At 65.1% G+C, this 20,758-nt stretch carries 22 protein-coding genes and 1 tRNA gene; 10 read left to right on the top strand and 13 right to left on the bottom strand.

Going from position 1 to position 20,758, the window contains the following annotated elements; genetic code table 11:
- The first annotated feature begins 15 nt into the window (after nucleotides 1–15).
- Together ASG20_RS09575 and ASG20_RS09570 are read left to right on the top strand one after the other, a co-directional pair.
- On the top strand, nucleotides 16–1,551 hold the full coding sequence (locus tag ASG20_RS09575) for an aminoacyl--tRNA ligase-related protein (protein ID WP_056051433.1): 1,536 nt from the start codon (nucleotides 16–18) through the stop codon (nucleotides 1,549–1,551).
- 182 nt (nucleotides 1,552–1,733) lie between these two features.
- Nucleotides 1,734–2,096, top strand: coding sequence for a VOC family protein (locus ASG20_RS09570; RefSeq protein ID WP_056051432.1), 363 nt, complete (start codon nucleotides 1,734–1,736; stop codon nucleotides 2,094–2,096).
- A gap of 271 nt (nucleotides 2,097–2,367) precedes the next feature.
- Here ASG20_RS09570 and ASG20_RS09565 read toward each other — a convergent pair whose 3' ends face one another.
- Both ASG20_RS09565 and ASG20_RS09560 read right to left on the bottom strand, forming a co-directional pair.
- Nucleotides 2,368–3,438 carry a PA0069 family radical SAM protein gene (locus ASG20_RS09565; RefSeq protein ID WP_056051430.1) on the bottom strand — a complete coding sequence of 357 codons (1,071 nt, stop codon included), beginning with the start codon at nucleotides 3,436–3,438 and terminating at the stop codon, nucleotides 2,368–2,370.
- A 43-nt stretch (nucleotides 3,439–3,481) separates the two neighbouring features.
- Nucleotides 3,482–4,177, bottom strand: coding sequence for an outer membrane protein (locus ASG20_RS09560; RefSeq protein WP_056051428.1), 696 nt, complete (start codon nucleotides 4,175–4,177; stop codon nucleotides 3,482–3,484).
- Nucleotides 4,178–4,346: 169 nt separating this feature from the next.
- On the opposite strand from ASG20_RS09560, the gene ASG20_RS09555 reads away from it, so the two are divergent.
- Nucleotides 4,347–4,544 (top strand): hypothetical protein, encoded by a 198-nt coding sequence (locus ASG20_RS09555; RefSeq protein WP_082470946.1) that lies wholly within the window; start codon nucleotides 4,347–4,349, stop codon nucleotides 4,542–4,544.
- Between the two features lie 426 nt (nucleotides 4,545–4,970).
- Here ASG20_RS09555 and ihfB read toward each other — a convergent pair whose 3' ends face one another.
- Together ihfB and rpsA are read right to left on the bottom strand one after the other, a co-directional pair.
- Entirely contained in the window at nucleotides 4,971–5,249 is a 279-nt protein-coding gene (ihfB, locus tag ASG20_RS09550; protein WP_056051424.1) for an integration host factor subunit beta, read from the bottom strand.
- Between the two features lie 160 nt (nucleotides 5,250–5,409).
- Nucleotides 5,410–7,128, bottom strand: a complete 1,719-nt coding sequence (gene rpsA, locus ASG20_RS09545) for a 30S ribosomal protein S1 (RefSeq protein WP_055879635.1) — start codon at nucleotides 7,126–7,128, stop codon at nucleotides 5,410–5,412.
- Nucleotides 7,129–7,403: 275 nt separating this feature from the next.
- Here rpsA and ASG20_RS09540 point away from each other — a divergent pair, with 275 nt between their 5' ends.
- Nucleotides 7,404–7,661: a SemiSWEET family transporter gene (locus ASG20_RS09540; protein WP_056051422.1), complete on the top strand. Its 258-nt coding sequence runs from the start codon at nucleotides 7,404–7,406 to the stop codon at nucleotides 7,659–7,661.
- Nucleotides 7,662–7,947: 286 nt separating this feature from the next.
- Here ASG20_RS09540 and cmk read toward each other — a convergent pair whose 3' ends face one another.
- Together cmk and aroA are read right to left on the bottom strand one after the other, a co-directional pair.
- Nucleotides 7,948–8,586 (bottom strand): (d)CMP kinase, encoded by a 639-nt coding sequence (gene cmk, locus ASG20_RS09535; RefSeq protein WP_056051420.1) that lies wholly within the window; start codon nucleotides 8,584–8,586, stop codon nucleotides 7,948–7,950.
- A gap of 1 nt (nucleotide 8,587) precedes the next feature.
- On the bottom strand, nucleotides 8,588–9,922 hold the full coding sequence (gene aroA / locus ASG20_RS09530; protein WP_056051419.1) for a 3-phosphoshikimate 1-carboxyvinyltransferase: 1,335 nt from the start codon (nucleotides 9,920–9,922) through the stop codon (nucleotides 8,588–8,590).
- Between the two features lie 99 nt (nucleotides 9,923–10,021).
- Between aroA and ASG20_RS09525 the strand changes: the two genes are divergently transcribed.
- The gene (locus tag ASG20_RS09525; RefSeq protein ID WP_031395784.1) at nucleotides 10,022–10,348 is read left to right on the top strand and encodes a TIGR02300 family protein; all 327 of its coding nucleotides are present in this window, start codon (nucleotides 10,022–10,024) and stop codon (nucleotides 10,346–10,348) included.
- An 82-nt stretch (nucleotides 10,349–10,430) separates the two neighbouring features.
- A tRNA-Ala gene (locus ASG20_RS09520) sits at nucleotides 10,431–10,506 on the top strand.
- A 108-nt stretch (nucleotides 10,507–10,614) separates the two neighbouring features.
- Here ASG20_RS09520 and ASG20_RS09515 read toward each other — a convergent pair.
- From ASG20_RS09515 to ASG20_RS09505, 3 genes are all read right to left on the bottom strand, one after another.
- The gene (locus ASG20_RS09515; protein ID WP_056051417.1) at nucleotides 10,615–12,408 is read right to left on the bottom strand and encodes an autotransporter domain-containing protein; all 1,794 of its coding nucleotides are present in this window, start codon (nucleotides 12,406–12,408) and stop codon (nucleotides 10,615–10,617) included.
- 110 nt (nucleotides 12,409–12,518) lie between these two features.
- Complete coding sequence (locus ASG20_RS09510) at nucleotides 12,519–13,517, bottom strand: inorganic phosphate transporter (RefSeq protein ID WP_056051415.1); 999 nt, start codon at nucleotides 13,515–13,517, stop codon at nucleotides 12,519–12,521.
- Nucleotides 13,518–13,700: 183 nt separating this feature from the next.
- Nucleotides 13,701–14,819 (bottom strand): DUF47 family protein, encoded by a 1,119-nt coding sequence (locus ASG20_RS09505; protein WP_056052950.1) that lies wholly within the window; start codon nucleotides 14,817–14,819, stop codon nucleotides 13,701–13,703.
- Nucleotides 14,820–15,014: 195 nt separating this feature from the next.
- Between ASG20_RS09505 and ASG20_RS19660 the strand changes: the two genes are divergently transcribed.
- A complete protein-coding gene (locus tag ASG20_RS19660; RefSeq protein WP_168371617.1) occupies nucleotides 15,015–15,179 on the top strand; it encodes a hypothetical protein in 165 nt (54 codons plus the stop codon).
- 104 nt (nucleotides 15,180–15,283) lie between these two features.
- Here ASG20_RS19660 and ASG20_RS09500 read toward each other — a convergent pair whose 3' ends face one another.
- A complete protein-coding gene (locus tag ASG20_RS09500) occupies nucleotides 15,284–16,609 on the bottom strand; it encodes an MFS transporter (protein WP_056051413.1) in 1,326 nt (441 codons plus the stop codon).
- 115 nt (nucleotides 16,610–16,724) lie between these two features.
- On the opposite strand from ASG20_RS09500, the gene pgsA reads away from it, so the two are divergent.
- Genes pgsA through ASG20_RS09485 form a run of 3 tightly spaced genes read left to right on the top strand, consistent with a single transcriptional unit; the run spans nucleotide 16,725 to nucleotide 17,995 of the window.
- Nucleotides 16,725–17,276 (top strand): CDP-diacylglycerol--glycerol-3-phosphate 3-phosphatidyltransferase, encoded by a 552-nt coding sequence (gene pgsA / locus ASG20_RS09495; RefSeq protein WP_056051411.1) that lies wholly within the window; start codon nucleotides 16,725–16,727, stop codon nucleotides 17,274–17,276.
- A 15-nt stretch (nucleotides 17,277–17,291) separates the two neighbouring features.
- Nucleotides 17,292–17,549, top strand: a complete 258-nt coding sequence (gene moaD / locus ASG20_RS09490; protein ID WP_056051410.1) for a molybdopterin converting factor subunit 1 — start codon at nucleotides 17,292–17,294, stop codon at nucleotides 17,547–17,549.
- Nucleotides 17,546–17,995: a molybdenum cofactor biosynthesis protein MoaE gene (locus ASG20_RS09485; RefSeq protein ID WP_056051407.1), complete on the top strand. Its 450-nt coding sequence runs from the start codon at nucleotides 17,546–17,548 to the stop codon at nucleotides 17,993–17,995. The genes moaD and ASG20_RS09485 overlap by 4 nt, the downstream gene beginning before the upstream one ends.
- Nucleotides 17,996–18,075: 80 nt before the next feature.
- On the opposite strand, the gene ASG20_RS09480 is transcribed toward ASG20_RS09485, so the two are convergent.
- The 3 genes from ASG20_RS09480 to ASG20_RS09470 all read right to left on the bottom strand — a co-directional run bounded on the left by ASG20_RS09480 (nucleotide 18,076) and on the right by ASG20_RS09470 (nucleotide 20,656).
- Entirely contained in the window at nucleotides 18,076–18,729 is a 654-nt protein-coding gene (locus tag ASG20_RS09480) for a fasciclin domain-containing protein (protein WP_056051406.1), read from the bottom strand.
- 134 nt (nucleotides 18,730–18,863) lie between these two features.
- The gene (locus ASG20_RS09475) at nucleotides 18,864–19,496 is read right to left on the bottom strand and encodes a fasciclin domain-containing protein (protein WP_082470873.1); all 633 of its coding nucleotides are present in this window, start codon (nucleotides 19,494–19,496) and stop codon (nucleotides 18,864–18,866) included.
- Between the two features lie 257 nt (nucleotides 19,497–19,753).
- The gene (locus ASG20_RS09470; RefSeq protein ID WP_056051404.1) at nucleotides 19,754–20,656 is read right to left on the bottom strand and encodes a hydrogen peroxide-inducible genes activator; all 903 of its coding nucleotides are present in this window, start codon (nucleotides 20,654–20,656) and stop codon (nucleotides 19,754–19,756) included.
- Between the last annotated feature and the right edge of the window lie 102 nt (nucleotides 20,657–20,758).

The following is a 20,758-nucleotide window of genomic DNA, read 5'->3' as shown; positions in this document are numbered from 1 at the left end:
CGCTATCCGCACCGCATGATAAAGCGCGCACTCCCCGTCACCCGCGAGGCGGATTTCTCCGCCTGGTACCAGGCCGTCATCTCCGAGGCCGATCTCGCCGAGGAATCCGGCGTCCGCGGCTGCATGGTCATCCGCCCTTGGGGCTACGGCATCTGGGAGCGCATCCAGCGCCTGCTCGACGACCGGATCAAGGCGACCGGTCACGAGAACTGCTATTTCCCGCTGTTCATCCCGCTCTCGTATTTCGAGAAGGAGGCCGAGCACGTCGACGGTTTCGCCAAGGAAATGGCCGTGGTCACGCACCACCGCCTCAAGGCCGACGGTTACGGGCGCCTGATCCCCGATCCCGACGCGAAGCTCGAGGAGCCGCTCGTCGTCCGCCCGACCTCGGAGATGGTCATCGGCGCGGCGTTCGCGCGCTGGGTCCAGTCGTGGCGCGACCTGCCCGTGCTGATCAACCAGTGGGCCAACGTCGTCCGCTGGGAAATGCGCACCCGCATGTTCCTGCGCACCAGCGAGTTCCTCTGGCAGGAAGGCCACACCGCGCATTCCACGCCCGAAGAGGCGCGAGACGAGACGCTCAAGATGCTCGAAGTCTATCGCGACTTCGCGGAGGAATGCCTTGGCGTCCACGTGATCGCCGGCGAGAAGCCGGAGAACGAGCGCTTCCCCGGTGCCGTCGCGACCTACTCGATCGAGGCGATGATGCAGGACGGCAAGGCGCTCCAGGCCGGCACCTCGCACTTCCTCGGCACCAACTTCGCGTCCGCACAGAACATTCGCTTCCAGAACGCGGGCGGCGAGTTCGAGCTGTGCAACACGACCAGCTGGGGCGTGTCGACGCGGATGATCGGCGCGGTCATCATGGTCCACGGCGACGACGACGGCCTGCGCGTGCCGCCGATGATCGCGCCGTGGCAGGTCGTGATCGTGCCGATGCTGCGCGACGTCCCCGAAGATGCGGCGATCGTCGAATACTGCAAGTCGCTCCAGGCCGAACTCGCCAAGCAGTCCGCGCTCGGCGAACCGGTCCGCGCGCTGCTCGACCTCAAGCCTGCCAAGGCCGCGACCAAGCGCTGGGGCTGGGTCAAGAAGGGCGCCCCGATCGTGATCGAGGTCGGCGGCCGCGACATGGCCGGCGGCAACGTCACCGTGATCCGCCGCGACCGCCTCTACCGCGAGGACGGCAAGCTCGACAGCATCGCCACGCCGCGCGACGCGTTCGTCGGCGACGTCTCGGGGATGCTCCACGACATCCAGGCGACGCTCCACGTCGAATCGATGAACCGCGTGAAGGGCAACATCGTCCCCGCGAACGACTTCGCCGCGGTCGAGGCGCATTTCGCCGACGGCGTGAAGAACCCCGGCTGGGTCGACGTCCGCTGGTCCAAGCCGACGGGGGCGGCACTCGACAAGGTCGTCGAGCGGTTGAAGGCGCTCAAGCTCACCATCCGCAACGCGCCGATGGGGCAGACAGGCTGCGTCGACGGCGCTTGCATCTTCACCGGCGAACCCGCGGTGGAACGCATCCTGATCGGCCGCGCTTACTAAGCGCGCTGATCGGCTACGGCCGAAGGCAGGTCCAGGGGCTCGCCCGAAGTCAGGGGGTGTCGAAACGGCCCGGATACCCAGTGCTACGCAGCAACCGAAACGGACCGGTCTATGGGCGGCGTCGCGGTGCTTCGTGAGGTATCATCGCATCGGCTTTAAGCGGTGCGACCTTGGGGGCAGGTATGAGCGTGACGGGGATCGGCGGCTTCTTCTTCCGAGCGAAGGACCCGGAGGCGATACGCGCCTGGTATGTCGAGCATCTCAGAGTCGGGTCGGTGCCGTATGGATCGTGGGAGACGCAGGCAGGGCCCAGCGTCTTCGCGCCGTTCGCGGTCGACGCCGACTATTTTCCGGTGGATCGCCCTTGGATGCTCAATCTGCGCGTCGACGACCTCGATGGCCTGATCGCGAGCCTTCGTGCGGCAGGAGTCGCGGTGATCACCGATCCCGAATGGGACATGCCTGGGTTCGGCCGCTTCGCGCGTATCCATGATCCGGAAGGCAATCCGATCGAACTTTGGCAACCCGAGGACCCAGAAGGTTGAGGAAGCGCCCGAGTTTGATCTGACGATCAGCGGTAGATCGGAATAGGGCGCTTTTGGTCTCGACCTTGCCGACGTGGAGACTTTCCCCCCTCCCTTGAAGGGAGGGGCCGGGGGTGGGTTGGCCTGCTTGAGCCGCGATGGTTCGGATGTGCGGAAGCCGACCCACCCCCAACCCCTCCCTTCCGGGGAGGGGGGAACAGGTCGGCCAGTCCTCTCTAACCGGCAGGTTGCTACGGCGCTTTAGCCGAGCTCGGAACCACCACGCTTCTTCTCAGAACAGCTCCCCCTGCGGCCCCCTTGGCGCCCGGAACAGATCGTTCCGCAAAGCCACCCGCTCGCGGTTCAGCCCATGCTTCGCACACGCAATCCGGAACCGGGTCCCGAGCAGGTCCGCCCAAGGCCCTTGCCCCTTCATTCGCGTGAAGAAGTTCGGATCATTGTCCTTGCCCCCGCGCAACGACGCGATCGTGGCCATCACTTTCCCCGCGCGATCCGGAAAATGCTCGTCGAGCCACGCGCGGAACAGCGGTGCCACCTCATGCGGCAATCGCACCGGAATGAAGAACGCGCGCGTCGCCCCGGCCTCCGCCGCGCGCGCGATCAAATGCTCGATCTCATGATCGGTGATTGCCGGGATGACCGGCGCGATCGACACGTACACCGGCACGCCTGCATCCGCGAGCTTGCGCACCGCCGCCAGCCGTCGCTCGGGATGTGGCGCGCGCGGCTCGACCGTCGACGCGACCTTCGGATCGAGCGAGGTGATCGACATCGCCACCGCCGCTAGTCCCTTGGCTGCCATCGGCGCGAGCAAGTCGATATCGCGCACCACGCGGTCCGACTTCGTCGTGATCGTCAACGGATGATCCGTCTCGCTGAGCACCTCGATGATGCCGCGCGTGATCCGCCAGTCGTTCTCGATCGGCTGATAGGGATCGGTGTTCGTCCCTAGCGCCATCGGCGCGACGACATAGCCCGGCTTCGACAGTTCGGCCCGCAACAGCGCCGCCGCCGAAGGCTTGGCAAACAGCTTGCTCTCGAAGTCCAGCCCCGGCGACAGGTCGTGGAACGCATGGCTCGGCCGCGCGAAGCAATAGATGCAGCCGTGTTCGCACCCGCGATACGGATTGATCGAGCGATCGAACGGCACGTCGGGCGACGCGTTGCGGCTAATAATCGTCCTTGGCGTCTCGACGGTCACCGTCGTCCGAAGCTTCGGCGCGATCCCGTCGATTCCTTCGCGCATGTCGAGCCAGTCGCCATCCGCTTCGGTCTGCGGCAGATTGAACCGGCGGCTTTCGTCATTGCGGGTAGCACCACGAACCGGGCGGGCGTGTTTCATCAATAGAAACTAGGCGCCGCCACGGAACATAGCAAGAACGATATTAGAAGCGGAAGCCGATCCCGGCGACGACCTGGTGACGGCTGAAATCGAGGCTCGCCTTGTCCGACCCGTCGACGACTTCGTAGCCGTTGTAATCGGTGTAGACGTATTCGAGCTTGCCGTAGAAATTGCGCCCGAACCCGGCCTGCACGCCCGCACCGACATGGAAGCCGCTCAGGTTGTCCGAGAGGCGGAAATTGTCCTCAGGGAAGGTCGGATCGGTGTAGTTGAGGCGGATCTGGCCGTTCGAATAGCCGCCCTTGATATAGACTACCGTCGTCGGGTTGATCAGAAAGCCACCGCGCACGCCGGCGGTCAGGTTGCGGCCGGGCTTCAGGCAGGTGTCGACACCGTCGCCGCCGTCGAAGCACTGCTTGGCGCTCGACCCCTCGATACCGCCATAGACGCCGAGCATGGTGCCGCCGTTGACGACCATATCGTAGCCGACCTCGCCGCCATAGGTGACGCCGCTCTTGCCTTCGCTCAGACGGCCCGAGTCTTCGCCGGCCTCGACGTTCAGTTCGGTGATGACGCGGTCGTAGCCGATCCGCGGCTCGACGCGCAGGCCGCTGACGCCATCGGACTGGCCATACGCGGACGCAGCGTCGCTGGCGCCATTCGGACCGACGTCGGACTGTGCGAAAGCCGGCGCGGCCGGTGCGGCGGCGAGTGCCGCGATAAGCAGGTACTTGTACATTCGATAGGTCCCCTGTGAACCAGCCCCCTGGCTGATCCCACGGCTGTCTCTCTCCCCGGCACGTGGTTTCGACAAGGTTAACCCAGCACGGTTGCGTCCATTTCCGATCCATCGGTCGGGCTTCGAATGAGCGCTCGCGAAGGGGCGACAGAACGCCTAGGGCGGTATGATGACGGAACAGATCACCACCGTGGAGCGCGCATTCGAACTGGCACGATCCGGCGCCTGCAGCTCGGTCAACGACCTGCGGCAGCGCTTGCGTCGCGAGGGCTATGATGCGGTGCATCTTCACCTCCACGGCGCATCGATCAACAAACAGCTGGTCGACCTGATGCACGCCGCAAAAGGATCGTCGGGCGCAGAGTGATGGGTGTGGCTGCCGGTTAAACTGCGTCGCCGCAGTGGCATCGCTGGCTTCGATCAACGGGCAGGCCCATTGGGCGGGATGGTGCGGGCGGGGGGACTCGAACCCCCACGGGCCTAGGCCCAACGGATTTTCGTACCAGCTACGGTTTTCACCGCCGCCCGAGGGCGTTTGTGGTCTGGACTATCCCTTCACCATGTCCCGGCAGGCCGGGATACAGGTGCTGCCCGTCTAGTCTCTACACCTTCCCGAGATCGCTCTCGGGCTTGGCTCGGGATTCCCATTTTACAGGCTTCCCCGAATTTGAGCAGTTCTACGCCGCGGGTTTCCCCGTGGGCACTCAAGCATGTCTAAGTCCGGTGCGTCTACCATTCCGCCACGCCCGCATCCGAGGCGGTCTTAAGGCGCTTCGGTGCCGCCGCCAAGACCTCACACGTTGAGGCGGGCGCGCATTTCCTTGCCGGGTTTGAAATACGGCACGCGCTTGGCGTCGACCGCGACGACCTCGCCGGTACGCGGGTTGCGACCGGTACGCGCATCGCGCGCGCGCGTCGAAAATGCGCCGAACCCGCGCAGTTCGACACGACCGTCGCCGGCGAGCCGCTTCGAAATCTCGTCGAAGAACGTGCTGACGATCAGCTCGACTTCGTTCGGTTGCAAGTCCGGATGCGCTTCGGCGATCTTCAAGACTAGTTCAGATCGAATCATTCGATTTCCCGCTCATGTGGCAGTTCCGCTCGTTGATGTAAGTCAACATGCGAAGCGTTAGCACTAATCCGGACGCAGTCAAAAACCAAAATGGGGTAGATACGAAAAAGCCCGACATGTTCGCGACATGCCGGGCCAAATCTTGGTTAAGCCGTTGAGCTTACTTCTTCTCGGCTTCCGTGCGGGCCTTGAGAGCCTCGCCCAGGATGTTGCCGAGGGTCGCGCCGGAGTCGGACGAACCATACTGCGCGACAGCCTGCTTCTCTTCCGAGATCTGCATAGCCTTGATCGAGAAGGTCGGCTTCTTCGAACGATCGAAGCCGGTGACCATCGCGTCGAACTTCTGGCCGACCTGGAAACGCTCCGGACGCTGTTCGTCGCGATCGCGACCCAGATCCGTGCGCTTGATGAAGCCGGTCGCGCCATCGTCGCCCTGCTGCACTTCGAGGCCAGCGTCGCGGACTTCGAGAACGGTCACGGTGACGATCGCGTTCTTGTTCAGCTTGTCGCCTGCTGCTGCGATGCCGCCGGCCGATGGCCCGCCACGCTCGAGCTGCTTCATGCCGAGCGAGATACGCTCCTTCTCGGCGTCGATGTCGAGCACGACGGCTTCGACGGTCTCACCCTTGCGATGCAGGTTGAGCGCGTCCTCGCCCGAAACACCCCATGCGATGTCGGACATGTGGACCATGCCGTCGACGTCGTTGTCGAGGCCGATGAACAGACCGAACTCGGTCGCGTTCTTGACTTCGCCTTCGACGGTCGAACCGATCGGATGAGCGGCAGCGAATGCCTCCCAAGGATTGGCCTGAGCCTGCTTGAGGCCGAGCGAGATGCGACGCTTCTCGGAATCGACTTCGAGGACCATGACGTCGACTTCCTGCGAGGTCGACACGATCTTGCCCGGATGGACGTTCTTCTTGGTCCAGGACATTTCCGACACATGGACGAGGCCTTCGATGCCCGCTTCCAGCTCGACGAACGCACCATATTCGGTGATGTTCGTGACGCGGCCGGTGAGCTTCGCGCCGACCGGGTACTTGACCATCGCGCCATCCCAGGGATCGCTCTCCAGCTGCTTCATGCCGAGGCTGATGCGCTGGGTGTCCTTGTTGATGCGGATGATCTGCACCTTGACGGTGTCGCCGATGTTCAGGACTTCGCTCGGGTGACCGACGCGCTTGTAGCTGAGATCGGTGACGTGCAGCAGGCCATCGATGCCGCCGAGATCAACGAACGCACCGTAATCGGTGATGTTCTTGACGACGCCGTCGATGATCTGGCCCTCGGCCAGGCTGAGGATCAGGCCCGAACGCTGCTCTGCGCGCGTCTCTTCGAGAACGGCGCGACGCGACACGACGATGTTGCCGCGCTTGCGGTCCATCTTCAGGATCTGGAACGGCTGCGGGATATCCATCAGCGGGGTGACATCGCGCACGGGGCGGATATCGACCTGCGAACCGGGCAGGAACGCGACGGCGCCGTTCAGGTCGACGGTGAAGCCACCCTTCACGCGGCCGAAGATCACGCCTTCGACGCGGGTCGTCTTGGAGAATTCGGTTTCCAGCTTGTCCCATGCGGCTTCGCGACGGGCGCGATCGCGGCTGAGCATCGCTTCGCCGTGGACGTTCTCGACGCGGTCGACATAGACTTCGACTTCGTCGCCGACCTTGAGGTCAGCCTTCTGGCCCGGCGCTGCGAATTCGCGAAGCGGCACGCGGCCTTCCGACTTCAGACCGACGTCGATGACGGCCATGTCGTTCTCGATGCCGGTCACGGTGCCATGCACCACGCGGCCCTCGAAGCTGTCGGCGTCGCCGAGCGTTTCGTTCAGCATCGCCGCGAAATCGTCGCGGGTCGGCATTACCTGGGTTGCCATAGAATTCAGTAATCCTAGTCTGTTTCCGGCCAAGCGGTTGGGTCCGCTGGTCTTGGCCTTCGTTGCCGCGACGACCGAACGCCGGCGCAGCATCCGGACGGCACGAGGCGCGGAGGACGTAGACGCTGAATGCGAAAACGGCGCGTGAGACTCGAGGGTCTCCGCGCCTTCCTCCACGAGCATCGCTCGCCGGACGGTTCCGTATAGCCGAAACCCCGTCTCGGAGCAAGTTCGCCGCTGCTTCGTTAGGGGCCGCTCACAACAGGAGCGAAGATTTGAACGAACGCGGCATTCTCGTGCTGGGCTGGGTCGCCACCGTGACGGCGATCGTGATGTACCTGTCGTACATCGACCAGATCATGCTGAACCTCGCGGGGCAGAAGGGATCGGTAGTCCAGCCGTTCGCGACGATGGTGAATTGCGCGCTGTGGGTCGGGTACGGGTTTCTGAAGGACAAGCGGGATTGGCCGATCGTCGTGGCGAATGCGCCGGGGGTGGTGTTCGGGGCGGTGGCGCTGGCTACTGCGCTTTAGGGGTGCGCGCGCCGGCAGCGGCGCTTTAGGCTGCGAGCGGGTAACTGGCGGAAGCTCCTACTTCCTTGTTCTCCCGCGAAGGCGGGAGGCCAGTCTGGGTCCCCGCCTTCGCGGGAGAACAATATTGGGTTGCGGTAGCTCCCCCCAACAGAGCAACCACCCCGGCGGAGGCCGGGGCCCAATTGGGGGACGGTACTAACTGAGGATCACGCTTCGTTACCGCGGACGTTCCAATTGGGCCCCGGCCTTCGCCGGGGTGGTGCGCTCGCCCGGGTGGGCGGAAGCTCTAAACCGAAGCCGCCTTCTTCGCCCGCTGCGCCTCCACCAGCGCAACCGCCCTTTGCACCGAAGCCTCGATCGACAAAAAGCTCGTATCCAGCAAAGCAGCATCCGCCGCCATCACCAGCGGCGCGGTCGACCGCCCACTATCCCGAGCATCCCGAGCCCGAATATCCGCCAGAACCCGATCCTTGCTCGCAGTCCCACCCCGAGCCTGCAACTCCGCATGCCGCCGCTGAGCCCGAATATTCGGCGTAGCCTTCACGAACAGCTTCGCATCCGCATCCGGCGCAATCACCGTGCCGATATCGCGCCCGTCAAGAATCGCGCCACCCTCCTGCGCCGCAAACCGCTTTTGCCGGTGCAGCAGCGCCGCCCGCACCAGCGGATGCGCTGACACCACCGACGCCAGCGCGCCGATATCGTCATCACGCAACGCCGGATCGCTCAACAGCGCATCGCTGAAATCGCACGCCGCGACTGCGTCGGCCTCCGTCTCCGGATCTAGCCCCATCCGCGCCACGCTCAACGCGACCGCGCGGTACAACAGCCCGGTATCGAGATACGGCAGCTTGTAATGCTTGGCCAAGGCGCGCGCGATGGTGCCCTTGCCCGATGCCGCCGGACCGTCGACTGCGATGATCATCTTAATTCCCCCGGCCGGTAAGCGCATCGAGCGACCGGAAGAACACGGGATAGCTCGTCGCCACCGGCGATACATCATCGATCGTGACGGGCTCGCGGGCGCCAAGTCCAGCCACGACCATGCTCATTGCGATGCGGTGGTCGAGTTTCGAGGCGATCCGAGCGCCACCACGAATCGCCATGCCGCCCGACCCGGTGATCGCCATGCCATCCTCATACTCTTCGCACACCACGCCGCACGCTTCGAGCGCGATCCGCATCGTCGTGATCCGGTCCGATTCCTTGACGCGCAATTCGTGCGCACCGCGTGCGATCGTCGTCCCGCTCGCGAACGCTGCAGCAACGAACAACACCGGATATTCGTCGATCATGCTCGGCGCGAGATCGGCCGGCACCTCGATCGCGGTCAGCGGTGCGTGACGAACGCGCAGGTCCGCGACCGGCTCGCCACCGACAGTGCGCGGATCGAGCTCGGTGATATCCGCGCCCATCATCCGCAGCGCCGTGACGATCCCGATCCGCGTAGGGTTCAGCCCGACATTGCGAACGACGATATCCGACCCCGGCACGATCGACGCCGCGACCAGCCAGAACGCCGACGACGACGGATCGCCCGGCACCACGATATCTTGCGGCCGCAACTCCGCTTCGCCAGTGATCGAAATGATGCGACCCTCGTTCGTCTCCTCGACGGTCAGCTTCGCGCCGAACCCGGTCAGCATCCGCTCGCTATGATCGCGCGTCGCGACCGGCTCGATGACCCGCGTGATCCCCGGCGTGTTGAGTCCCGCGAGCAGGATCGCCGACTTCACCTGCGCCGACGCAACCGGCAGCGTGTATTCGATCGGCACCGCCGGGCACATCCCGCGCACCATCAGCGGCAGCCGCCCGCCCGGCGAGGACGTGATGTCCGCCCCCATCTGCGACAGCGGCTCGATCACGCGCCCCATCGGTCGCCCCGACAGCGACGCGTCGCCGGTAAAGGTGCAGGTGATCGGATGGCTCGCCACGAGGCCCATCAGCAACCGCGTCGACGTTCCCGAATTCCCCATGTCCAGCGCGGTCTCGGGCTGGAGCAATCCGCCCACGCCGACGCCGTCGACGACCCAAATGCCGTCCTCACCACGCTCGATCGTCGCCCCCATCGCGCGCATCGCAGCCGCGGTGGCGAGCACGTCCTCGCCCTCCAGCAGCCCCTCGATCCGGCTGGTGCCGACCGCCAAGCTCGCGAACATCAGCGCGCGGTGACTGATAGACTTGTCGCCGGGGACCGCGATCGAGCCGGTCAGTGGACCGCGCGCGACGACGTCCATCGAAGTGGGGAGGGGGTGTGCCATGGGGCCGGGCTTTTGACAGTGGCCTTGCGCTATGGCAAGGCGCGCCCACTTTGCGAGGGTATCCCCCCGCAATCCATTCATCCGAAAGGTTCTATCGGCATGATCAAGCCGGAATGGGGCACGAAGCGTTCGTGCCCGAAATGCGCGACGCGTTTCTACGACCTCGAAAAAGCCGACCCCGTGACCTGCATCGAATGCGGGTATGCGTGGGAGCCCGAGCCCATCCTGAAGTCGAAGCAGCCGCTGCCGTTCGAGGTCGCCAAGCCCGACACCAAGAAGCCCGACGCGGATCTCGAGGGTGACGAGGAAGAGGACATCGCCTCGATCACCGGCGAGGACGAAGAGCCATCGGCGGACGACGAAGTCGATCTCGGCGGCGACGACGACCTCGGCGTCGAGACGCCGCAGGACGAGCACGAGCGTTAAGTAGAATAAATTTGGCAGGCGGCATTTACGCCGCTTGCCAACCCGGGCGGGTCCGGTTAGTGACCCGCCTCCCAACGGGAATGGGGCCGTAGCTCAGCTGGGAGAGCGTTCGCATGGCATGCGAAAGGTCAGGGGTTCGATCCCCCTCGGCTCCACCATTTCCGTTGATGACCGGTTCGCCGGATATTTTTTAAACTGACATCGCAAATTGGTCGAACGCGGTTCGGGATGCGGCATCGCCACACCCCGAGACGAATGCCGCACGTCTAGAATGCAGCGGATAACCCTGCGAACGCCGAAACGCTGTTGCGGTCGTCGCGCAGCGCATAGCCGGCGACACCGGCGCGGAGCGACAATTGTCCCGCGACATTGCCGTCCACCCCCATCGCATAGCTCATGTAACTGCGATTGGCGCGTTCGACCGTGCTCGTGAAGCTGATCGGGGCGCTCGTTGGCGTCATCGTCAGCGTGTGCGGATCGCCGTCGAATTCGCGCTCGTACCCGGCGCGGGCGAAGAACCGCACCGGTTCGCCCGGAATGGTCCGGATCACGGCACCGAAGCGGCCGGTCAGGCTTTTCACTTCCTGTTTGCCGAAGCTCGCCGCCGTCGAGAGCCCGCCGGTCTCCGCATAGCCGGCGATGCGAACCCGGTCATACTGCGCCGCGAGGTCCGGCCCGAACGCGAGCCCGCCGAACTTGATCAGGTCGACCGCGGCAGTGACTCGCCCGGCGACGTAGGTGCCGTCGGTTTCACCCTCGTGCGATCTGATCGCCGGGCCGAGCTGGACGGTGCGCCGAATGTGGCGGTAATCGATCTCGCCATAGGTCCCGTCCGCAAGCAGCCGTACCGGGCCGAGGTCACCGCGCGCGTAGCCGCTGATCGACCAGGCGCGGGGCTTGTAGCTGCCGGCGCCGGTCTTGAAGTCCCCGGTGCCGTCCGAATAGCCGCCCGCCAGACCGACTCCCGATGCACTGCCGATCGCGAGGTCGGCGCCAGCGGTGCCGCTGAGGCCGCGCTCGGTGATGCCGACGCGCTGGGCCGAGGTGCCGCTCGAGTAATAATGATAGCCGGCGCTGCCGAACACCGACACCGCGTGTCCGTCGCGTTGCGCGCCGCCACGCTCGGCGGCCTCGAACAGGTCGCGCTGTCCGCGGAACATCGCCTGCGCCGCATAACCGAGCCCGGCGATCTGGTCGGGCGCCTGGACCAGGCTCGCCAATGCCTGCCCCTGGATACGCTGTGTGATGCCGGCGGGGTGGACGCTGTCCGCCTGGATATACGTCTCGTTGGCGTTCGGCGACACAAGCGTCGCGCGCGTGCAGGCGAGCGACGAGGGGACGGTGCAGGCGACGCCGGTGATGTTGGTGTAGCCATAGGTCGTAGGGCTGGCGACGAGTTCGCCGAACAGCCGGTCGGTATCGAAATACAGCGCGTTGACGTTCGCCGCCGCCAATGCCGCGGCATAGGTCCGGTTGAACAGCTGGAGCCCGGCCGCGCCGCCGGTCTGAACCGCGAGCGTGACGATCCGGGTCGCACCGGCGGCCTGGAGGCGGCCGACCTGCGCGGCGAGCTGCGTGGCGGCGGTCGTCAGGATCGCGGTATTGGTGCTGCCGGCTGCCTGGAACGCGAAATAGTCGTTGCCGCCGCCCTGGATGTAGACGAGATCGCGCGGTCCGAAACTGCCACCTGCGGCCAGGAAATTGCTGATCTGGGTCGCGACCGGGATCGACAGCGCGTTCGCGACGGTCACGCGGGCGCCGCCGACCGCGTAGTTGGTGCCGCCCTTGCCATAGACCGGATCGAGCGACAGCCCGAGTCGCGCCGCGAGGACCTCGGGTGCGACCGGGTCGGGGTTGGTCGTGAAGCTGCCCGCGTCGCGCGGCAGGCGTGGGTCGAGCGTCAGGTAATAGCCGCCGTCGGCCAGGCTGTCACCGAACACGACCATGCGATTATAGGTCTCGGTGCTCGCGATGCTGGTCGGGTTGGCGGTCTGTGCCTGGCCGGGACTCGCGACGCTCAGCGCGGTCCCGAACAGCAACGCCGTGTAGGTCGTCTTCATGATACCCTCTCCCTGGCGGCGAAGGATCTTTGTCCTTCGCTCGACAGGGAGTGTCGGAGCCGTTTACGTCCGCGTCAATAGAGTGCCGATTGGGCGCGGGAGGCGGTCGTTCAGACGAACAGGCCGACGAGCAGATACGTTCCCGCGCCGATCAATCCGGCGGCGGGCAGGGTGAGCGTCCAGGCGACGACGATGTTGCTGGCCACGTTCCAGCGGACGGCGGACAAGCGTCGTGCTGCACCGACGCCGACGATCGAGCCGGTGATCGTGTGCGTCGACGACACCGGGATGCCCCAGAAGGTCGCGGCGAACAGGGTGATCGCGCCGCCGGTCTCTGCGCAGAAGCCCTGCGCAGGCGTGAGCCGCGTAATCTTCGAGCCCATGGTGTGGACGATCCGCCAGCCGCCCGACAGCGTGCCGAGCGCCATTGCAGCCTGGCAGGACAGCACGACCCAGAGAGGGACGTGGAATTCGCCGCCGAGCAGGCCCTGCGAGTAGAGCAGCACGGCGATGATCCCCATCGTCTTCTGCGCGTCGTTGCCACCATGGCCAAGCGAATAGAGCGCGGCGGAGATCAGCTGCAGTTTGCGAAAGCGCTTGTCGACGCCGAGCGGGGTGAGCTTGAGGCTGGTCCACGCGACGATCAGGACCAGCACGAGCGCGAGCATCAGGCCGATCGCGGGCGAGGCGAAGATCGCGACGACGGTCTTGATCACGCCGCTCCAGACGATCGCGCCGAAGCCGACCTTCGCGATGCCGGCGCCGAGCAGCCCGCCGATCAGCGCGTGGCTGCTGCTCGAGGGGATGCCGAGCACCCAGGTGATGACGTTCCACGCGATTGCGCCCATCAGCGCGGCGAAGATCACCTGTGCGTCGATGACGTGCGCCTGGACGATGCCGGTGCCGACGGTCTGCGCGACGTGCAGGCCGAACACTGCGAACGCGATGAAGTTGAAAAATGCCGCCCAGAGCACGGCGTATTGGGGCTTCAGGACGCGCGTGGAGACGACGGTGGCGATCGAGTTCGCGGCGTCGTGCAGGCCGTTCAGGAAGTCGAACAGCAGCGCGATGCCGATGAGGCCGATGAGGAGCGGGAGGGAGAGGATCATGCGCTGATGCCTGTCGGTGCGCGCATGTGACGGACCGTCGCACGCTCTACCACTCTACCACGCCGGCGAAGGCCGGGGCCCAGTTGGAGAGGTCGCAGTAACGGCGCGCGGTCCTTCGTTATTGCCGTCCCCCAGTTGGGCCCCGGCCTTCGCCGGGGGGGAGCACCTGCAGGGGAGCCGACTTCAAGCATGGTCGATGACCAGCCCCTGGATCTCGTTCGCGACGTCCTCGAAGCGGTCGACGATCTTTTCCAGGCTGCTGTAGATCTCGCGGTTGATGATGAAGGTCATCGGGTCCGCACTGATCTTCGACGCCTGGAACAGCGCGCGCAGGCCGGTGTCGTGGATGTCGTCGGCATGCCCCTCGATCTGGATCAGCCGTGCGGTCAGGTCGTGCAACCGGCCCGCATTGGTGCCGAGCGAGCGGAGCAGCGGGATCGCCTCTGCGGTGATCCGAGCGGCCTCGACGATGATGCCAGCCATGTCGCGCATCTGCGGCGAGAATTCGGTGACCTCGTACAGCGCGATCGCGTTGGCGGTGCCGTTCATCTGGTCGATCGCGTCGTCCATCACGCCGATCAGGTCGGTGATCGCGCTGCGGTCGAACGGCGTGACGAACACCCGGCGGACGTCCTGGAGAACCTCGCGCGTGATATCGTCGGCCTCGTGCTCGCGCTTGACGATCTCGGCGATCTGACCCTCGATCGAGCCTTCGCCGTGGAGCAGCCTTGCAAGCGCATCGGCGCCGGCGACCAGGGTCGCGGCATGCGCGTCGAACAGTTCGAAGAACCGTCCCTGCTTCGGCATCAGCGACTGGAACCAGCCCAGCATCGGAATTCTCCTTTTCGCACTCGTGCGCACGACGGGTAAGATACGTTGCGCGAGCGACGCCGGGATCGGCGGCTCACGGAAAGCAGCGATCAGCGCCTTCAGGCCGGGCTCATTGACAGCCTCCGCCGCACGATCAAGCGTAAACCAGCGTGTGTCGCGCTGATGACGCTCGGGCCAGTCGTCGACCTGCTCGACGAAGGCGAGCGGAAATACGGTGACGATCATGTCGCGGTAACGGCCGGTGCGGCGGCGCTTGCGATAGGCGAATTGCCCCACGGGAGAGGGGCAGGGGATGCCGCGGATGCCGGCTTCCTCATAGGCCTCCTGCGCGGCGGCCTCGTGGCTGGCGAGCCCTGTGATGGGGTTGCCCTTGGGAATCACCCACCGGCCGGTGTCACGCGACGTGATCAGCATCACGCGCGCATGCCCGGTCTCGTCGATCACATAGGGAAGTGCGCCGATCTGCTCGATGGTCCGGGTCCTCACGCCCGCGGAATCACGGGGAAAGACCGGAGCTTATACGCGGTTTTTACGCAAGGATAGCGGATCGGCGGCGGGTTTATGGGCCGTTAGCTGGGGCCCATTTCTGTCCCATTGCCGGACGCCGCCAGCTTAACCACTTTTGCCACTGGTCGAATTGGTAAACGCGACGTTAACGTTTTCATCATGACCAGACGCCTAGTCCTTACCAACGAAGCCGCCCGCCATCCGCTGCGCCGTTCATTGCCGCCACCGGTAATCGCCAGCGCGAAGAACGACGATCACGACGTGAAGCTTTTCCTGCTGAGCTTCGCCGCGTTCTTCACGTGCTTCTACAGCTTCATTTTCTGAGGCCCACGCACCCCTTTTTCCGTTCGTGCTGAGCGCAGTCGAAGCACCTGCTTTTGGGACTCACCCTTCGACTTCGCTCAGGGCGAACGGACTCAGGGGTGAGGCTACCCCCTCAGCGTCGGCAAACACCCGATCGCGTCGTCGTCGCAGGCCCGATGCAGCTTCTGCGCGAGCCATGCCGAGACCAGGCACATCGCCGCGACCAGGAACAGCATGTCCTCGGGCGTCACGCCCATCGCGGTGATGCCGATGACGAGGATCGAACCGACCGTCATCGCGCCCGAATTGACGACGTTGTTCGCCGCCACGGTGCGCGCGGTCTGGTCCTTCTCGACGGTCGTCGTCAGGAACGCATAGAGCGGCACCACGAACATTCCGCCGGTGATCGCGATCGCCAGCAGCGTCGCCAGCACGGGGATCGCACCCGGCTGATGGATGAAGCCCGCCCAGTCGTAATAATGCCCCGGTGGCGCCGGCGTCCAGGTCCGCGCGAGGAACGAGAATAGCACGACGAACCCGCCCATCGCGATCACCGACGCGGGCGAGAACTTAGCCGAGATGCGCCCGCGCAGCATCGTGTTGATCACCACCGATCCGATCGCGACCCCGACCGAGAACACCGCGATCACGAAGCTTGCGACTCGCTCATCGGCGGTCAGCACGTTCTTCACTAGCGGCGGGAAGACGATGATCAGCACCGCGCCGATCGTCCAGAAGAAGCTGATCGCGATGATTGCGAGGAACAGCCGCGGGATGTGCAGTGTTGCGCTGATCAGCCGCCACGACGCTGTGAACGGGTTGTAGTCGAGCTTGAGCGGCGGGCCTTCGCGTGGCGCCGGCGGCACCTGGCGTCCTGCAAACCAGCCGATCGCGGCGACGACCAGCACGCTGGCAGCGGCACCCTCGATCGGGATCCAGCCCGCGGTTACAGTGCCCAGCAGGATCGCGAGATACGTCCCGGCCTCGACCAGCCCGGTGCCGCCGAGCACGTCGCACGGTTTCAGATGCTGCGGCAGGATCGCGTATTTGATAGGGCCGAAGAACGTCGAATGCACGCCGAGGCACAGGACCGCGCCGAGCATAAGCCCGATCCCTAGCGACGGATGCCCGGCACGCGCGACCATCAGCCCGGTCGCGCCCAGGATCATGATGCCGATCTCGACCGTCTTGACGATCCGGATGATCCGCGCCTTGTCGTGGCTGTCCGCCAATTGCCCGGCGAGCGCGGACAGCAGGAAGAACGGCAGAATGCCGAGTCCCGTCGCCAGCGCGTTGAAATTGGCCTCCATCTTCGGGTCGTTGAAGACCGCATAGGTCGCGAACAGGACCATCGAGGTCTTGAACAGATTGTCGTTGAACGCGCCGAGAAACTGGGTCGTGAACAGCGGGAGGAAGCGACGTTGCTTCAGCAACCCAAGGGCATTGAGCATGACGGGAAATAGCCCTGATCGTTGCGGTAATATGTCTAACCCTTAGCCGAGCGTCATCCGCGCGCCAACGCTTAAACCGGTTTCGCCGCGCGACCGACCGGTATAGGGGTAGTGGGTGTTGAGCTTGCCTAACCTCCTGACATTGTCGCGGATCGTCGCGGTGCCCCTGCTGGTCTGGTTCCTGTGGTGGCCCGACTGGGAGGCGGGCTACGGCATCGCCTTCGTGCTGTATTGCCTGATGGGTATTACCGATTATTTCGATGGCTATCTCGCGCGGTCGAGCGGCGCGGTGTCGCGACTGGGGATTTTCCTCGATCCGATCGCGGACAAGATCATGGTCGCCGCGGTGATCCTGATCCTGGTCGGGACGCGCGATATTCCGGGCGTCCACGTGATAGCCGCGCTTGTCATCCTGCTGCGCGAGATCGCGGTATCCGGCCTGCGCGAGTTCCTGGCGCAGGTGCAGGTTTCGGTGCCGGTATCGCAGCTCGCCAAGTGGAAGACGACGTTGCAGCTCGTGTCGCTCGGCGGCATCATCCTCGGCGGCGCGGTGCCCGAGATGGCCTGGGTCCACACCGTCGGCATCGTCGCGCTGTGGGGCGCGGCCGTCCTTACGCTGATGACCGGTTGGGATTATCTCCGCGTCGGCCTGAAGCACATGGACTGAGTAGGCATTACGGGCATGACGATACGAATGGTGTATTTCGCCTGGGTGCGCGAGCGTATCGGCACGGGTGAAGAGTCGATCGAGCCGCCGACGAGCGTCGTGACGGTGGCCGATCTGGTCGACTGGCTGGCGGAGACGAGCGCGGCCCATGCGGGGGCGTTCGAGAACCGCTCGCGACTACGCGCGGCGATCGATCAGGATTTCGTGCCGCTCGATACGCCGATCGGTCGCGCACAGGAGATTGCGATCTTCCCGCCGGTGACTGGCGGATGATCCATATCTCGGTCCAGCAATTGCCGATCGATATCGCCGCCGAGATGACACGCGCGGAAGCGGCAGGGGCGGGCGCGGTGGCGACATTCACCGGGCTGGTGCGTGCGGATGACGGTGTGGGGACGCTCGAACTCGAACATTATCCCGGCGCGACCGAGGCTGCGTTGCTCAAGGTTGCCGAGGGCGCGATCGAGCGCTGGTCGCTGAGCGCCGCGATCATCGTGCATCGCGTTGGGCCGATGCATCCGGGCGAGCGGATCGTGTTCGTCGCGGCGACGGCGGCACATCGCGGCGCAGCGCTGGAGGCCTGCGCGTATCTGATCGACCGGCTGAAGACCGACGCGCCGTTCTGGAAGCGCGAAACCCGTGGGGTTGAGAGTAGCTGGGTCGAAGCGCGTGATCACGATCACGCCGCTGCTACGCGCTGGGATAAGCCGAGCACTTAGCCGAAAATCTGCTCTCCCGCCTTCGCGAGGAAACAAGAAACGGGCCGCAACCTCCGTAGAGATCCCGGCCCGCACTCAAATCAGCCGAGCTTCGGAACGCTCATGCCGTTGGTGAGATGAACGACACCGTTCGTCTCCTTGATGTCCGCCGTATCGACGAACGACTTGATCCCGGCGGTATCGGTCAGCGCGATATTACCGTTCGCTTCGAGCGAAGCGATCAGCGGTTGGCCTGCCAGCGTGGTCAGCGTGGCCTTGCCACCGCCTGCGGTGATCTGCGCCTTCAGCTGATCCGACGTCAGCGCACCGGCGACGACGTGATACTTGATGATCGTCGCCAGCGTCGGCACCGACTCAGGCTTCAGCAGCGTGTCGAGCGCACCGGCGGGCAGACGCGTGAACGCTTCGTCGCTCGGCGCGAACAGCGTGTACGGGCCGGGGCCTGCCAGCGTCGTCTGCAACTTCGCCGCCGTGACCAGCTTGGTCAGTGTCGCGCGGTTCGGCAGCGTCGGGAGAGCGGCCGCGATCGTCGTGGTCGCTGCGGCCGTCGACGCGGTGGGCACACCGGCAGCCTGAGGCGCTGCGGTCGTCGCGCCCGGAGCCGCTGCCATCGGAGCAGCCGTCGTGGGCGCGCCCGTCCGCGGCGCTGCCGGTGCGGTGGTCTGTGCGGTCGCGCCGGTTGCGAGGAGCAGGCTCGATGCGGCTGCGATCATCAGGTTGGTCTTAACAGTCATCTGCAACTCCAGAGATTGTGGAAGGGACGTGTGAAACTCGAACGGAAAAACTTGGGGAGATATCAGTCGGACTCAATGATTTTGCCGACAAGTCGTAGCATCGGCGCGATGAATTGAGCCTAATTCCACCCGGATCAACTCAGCTTGGGCACGATCACGCCGTTGACGACATGAACGATGCCGTTCGACTGACGGACATCCGCAGTCTCGACATAGCTCTTGTTGCCGTTGACGTCGGTGAGCGTGATGACCGCGCCGACCAGCGTCGCCGTGATCGGATCGCCCTCGACCGTGGTTAGCGTCGCGGTACCGCCGCCTGCCGTGATGCGGCGGCGCAGATCGTCGGCGGTCACCACACCGGGTACGACGTGATAGGTCAGCACCTTGGTCAGCGAAGCCTTGTTCTCGGGCTTCAACAACGTGTCGACCATGCCGGGGGCAAGCCGCCCGAACGCGTCGTTGGTCGGTGCGAACACCGTGAACGGTCCCGGCCCCGACAGGGTCGGCACGAGGCCGGCGGCCTTCACCGCGGCGACCAGCGTCGAGAGATTGGGCGCCGCGGACGCGTTGTCGACGATCGTCTGCGTCGCCATCATCGGCACGCCGCCGACGGTCGGATTGGCCACCGCGGGCGGTCCGTTCGGGACGGCGAGCGCGGGATTGATCGGCGTGGTCGACGCACTGGCGACGTCGTCCTTCGATTTGCCACTGCACGCCGCAAGCGCCAGCGCACCCGTGATCAGCAGTAGCGGAAGCGTCTTCGACATCGTTAGGTCTCCAGCGGGAACTCGCGAAACATACGATCGAACGCCAAGTTGGTTGCGCAAGCGTGCCAATCTCCGGTCGAGGTGAAGACCGAGCGCGCCCGGTTCGCAACGGTCTCCCATCCCTGAAAGGGAGGGGCAGGGGGTGGGTCGGCTTCCGCATCGTGGACCGTCAGCGACACAAGCTGGCCGATCCACCCCCGACTCCTCCCTTTCAGGGATGGGGGCAGAAGTGAGGGCAGGGCGCTACGACAGTGTAGTTACTGAACGTCGGCCAGCGCCTTAGCCATCAACCGGAAGTCCTTCTCGCGTGGGCTCGCCCGGCGCCACACCAACGCAATCTTGCGTACCGCATTGATCTCGTCGAGCGGCCGCGCGGTGATATTGGTGTTGTCGAGGATCCCCGCCTTCAGCGCCATCTCCGGCAGCATCGTGATGCCGAGGCCGTTATCCACCATCTGCACAATCGTATGCAGCGACGTCCCCAGCATCGTCGCCTCCGCACGCAACTCCGGCCGGTTGCAGGCGCCGAGCGCGTGATCCTTGAGGCAGTGTCCGTCCTCGAGCAGCAGCAGCCGCGTCTCGTCGATCGCCGACGCCGGGATCGCGGGCAGCGCGGTCGGCTCCTCGCCCGAAGGATACGCCACGAACAGGCGATCCTCGAACAGCGTCTCGAACGTCACCTCGCCGCACGCATAGGGGAGCGCGAGCAGCACGCAGTCGGTCCGGCCATTGTGCAGCCCCTCGCATGCCGGACCGCTCGGCTCCTCGCGGAGGAACAGCTTCAGGTCGGGATAGTCCTTCCGCAACCGTGGCAGGATCCTCGGCAGCATGAACGGCGCGATCGTCGGGATGACGCTCATCCGCATGTCGCCCGACAGCGGCTGGCCGGCGGCGCGCGCCATGTCGCCCAGCTCCTCCGCCTCGCGCAGCACGCGCCGCGCCTTGTCGGCGATCCCGTCGCCCAGCGGCGTGAACCGCACGACTCGCCGGGTGCGCTCGACCAAGACCACGCCGATCAGCGTTTCAAGCTCGCGCAGGCCAGCGGACAGCGTCGATTGCGTCACGAAACACGCCTCCGCGGCGCGTCCGAAATGGCCGTGGTCCTTCAGCGCAACCAAATATTGCAACTGTTTCAACGTGGGTAGGTAGGTCGCAGCCATTAATCGCCTCTATCGATCATCAGATGATAAATAGAGCGTTGGATCGATTACACCAGCCCCCTATACCGCAATGCACAACAACCGAGCGGGCCAACCGCCGCC

The organism is Sphingomonas sp. Leaf198, from assembly GCF_001424005.1.
Classification (GTDB): domain Bacteria; phylum Pseudomonadota; class Alphaproteobacteria; order Sphingomonadales; family Sphingomonadaceae; genus Sphingomonas.
This window is presented reverse-complemented; position numbering and strand designations above follow the sequence as displayed.

Coding starts and splice junctions, on each gene's coding strand:
- ASG20_RS09525 (WP_031395784.1), top strand. CDS start 10,022: ATGATCAAGCCGGAATGGGGCACGAAGCGTTCGTGCCCGAAATGCGCG.
- moaD (WP_056051410.1), top strand. CDS start 17,292: ATGACGATACGAATGGTGTATTTCGCCTGGGTGCGCGAGCGTATCGGC.
- ihfB (WP_056051424.1), bottom strand. CDS start 5,249: ATGATTCGATCTGAACTAGTCTTGAAGATCGCCGAAGCGCATCCGGAC.
- ASG20_RS09555 (WP_082470946.1), top strand. CDS start 4,347: ATGACGGAACAGATCACCACCGTGGAGCGCGCATTCGAACTGGCACGA.
- ASG20_RS09515 (WP_056051417.1), bottom strand. CDS start 12,408: ATGAAGACGACCTACACGGCGTTGCTGTTCGGGACCGCGCTGAGCGTC.
- ASG20_RS09480 (WP_056051406.1), bottom strand. CDS start 18,729: ATGACTGTTAAGACCAACCTGATGATCGCAGCCGCATCGAGCCTGCTC.
- ASG20_RS09485 (WP_056051407.1), top strand. CDS start 17,546: ATGATCCATATCTCGGTCCAGCAATTGCCGATCGATATCGCCGCCGAG.
- ASG20_RS09560 (WP_056051428.1), bottom strand. CDS start 4,177: ATGTACAAGTACCTGCTTATCGCGGCACTCGCCGCCGCACCGGCCGCG.
- ASG20_RS09570 (WP_056051432.1), top strand. CDS start 1,734: ATGAGCGTGACGGGGATCGGCGGCTTCTTCTTCCGAGCGAAGGACCCG.
- aroA (WP_056051419.1), bottom strand. CDS start 9,922: ATGGCACACCCCCTCCCCACTTCGATGGACGTCGTCGCGCGCGGTCCA.
- ASG20_RS09510 (WP_056051415.1), bottom strand. CDS start 13,517: ATGATCCTCTCCCTCCCGCTCCTCATCGGCCTCATCGGCATCGCGCTG.
- ASG20_RS09475 (WP_082470873.1), bottom strand. CDS start 19,496: ATGTCGAAGACGCTTCCGCTACTGCTGATCACGGGTGCGCTGGCGCTT.
- cmk (WP_056051420.1), bottom strand. CDS start 8,586: ATGATCATCGCAGTCGACGGTCCGGCGGCATCGGGCAAGGGCACCATC.
- ASG20_RS09500 (WP_056051413.1), bottom strand. CDS start 16,609: ATGCTCAATGCCCTTGGGTTGCTGAAGCAACGTCGCTTCCTCCCGCTG.
- ASG20_RS09575 (WP_056051433.1), top strand. CDS start 16: ATGATAAAGCGCGCACTCCCCGTCACCCGCGAGGCGGATTTCTCCGCC.
- rpsA (WP_055879635.1), bottom strand. CDS start 7,128: ATGGCAACCCAGGTAATGCCGACCCGCGACGATTTCGCGGCGATGCTG.
- ASG20_RS09565 (WP_056051430.1), bottom strand. CDS start 3,438: ATGAAACACGCCCGCCCGGTTCGTGGTGCTACCCGCAATGACGAAAGC.
- ASG20_RS09470 (WP_056051404.1), bottom strand. CDS start 20,656: ATGGCTGCGACCTACCTACCCACGTTGAAACAGTTGCAATATTTGGTT.
- ASG20_RS19660 (WP_168371617.1), top strand. CDS start 15,015: ATGACCAGACGCCTAGTCCTTACCAACGAAGCCGCCCGCCATCCGCTG.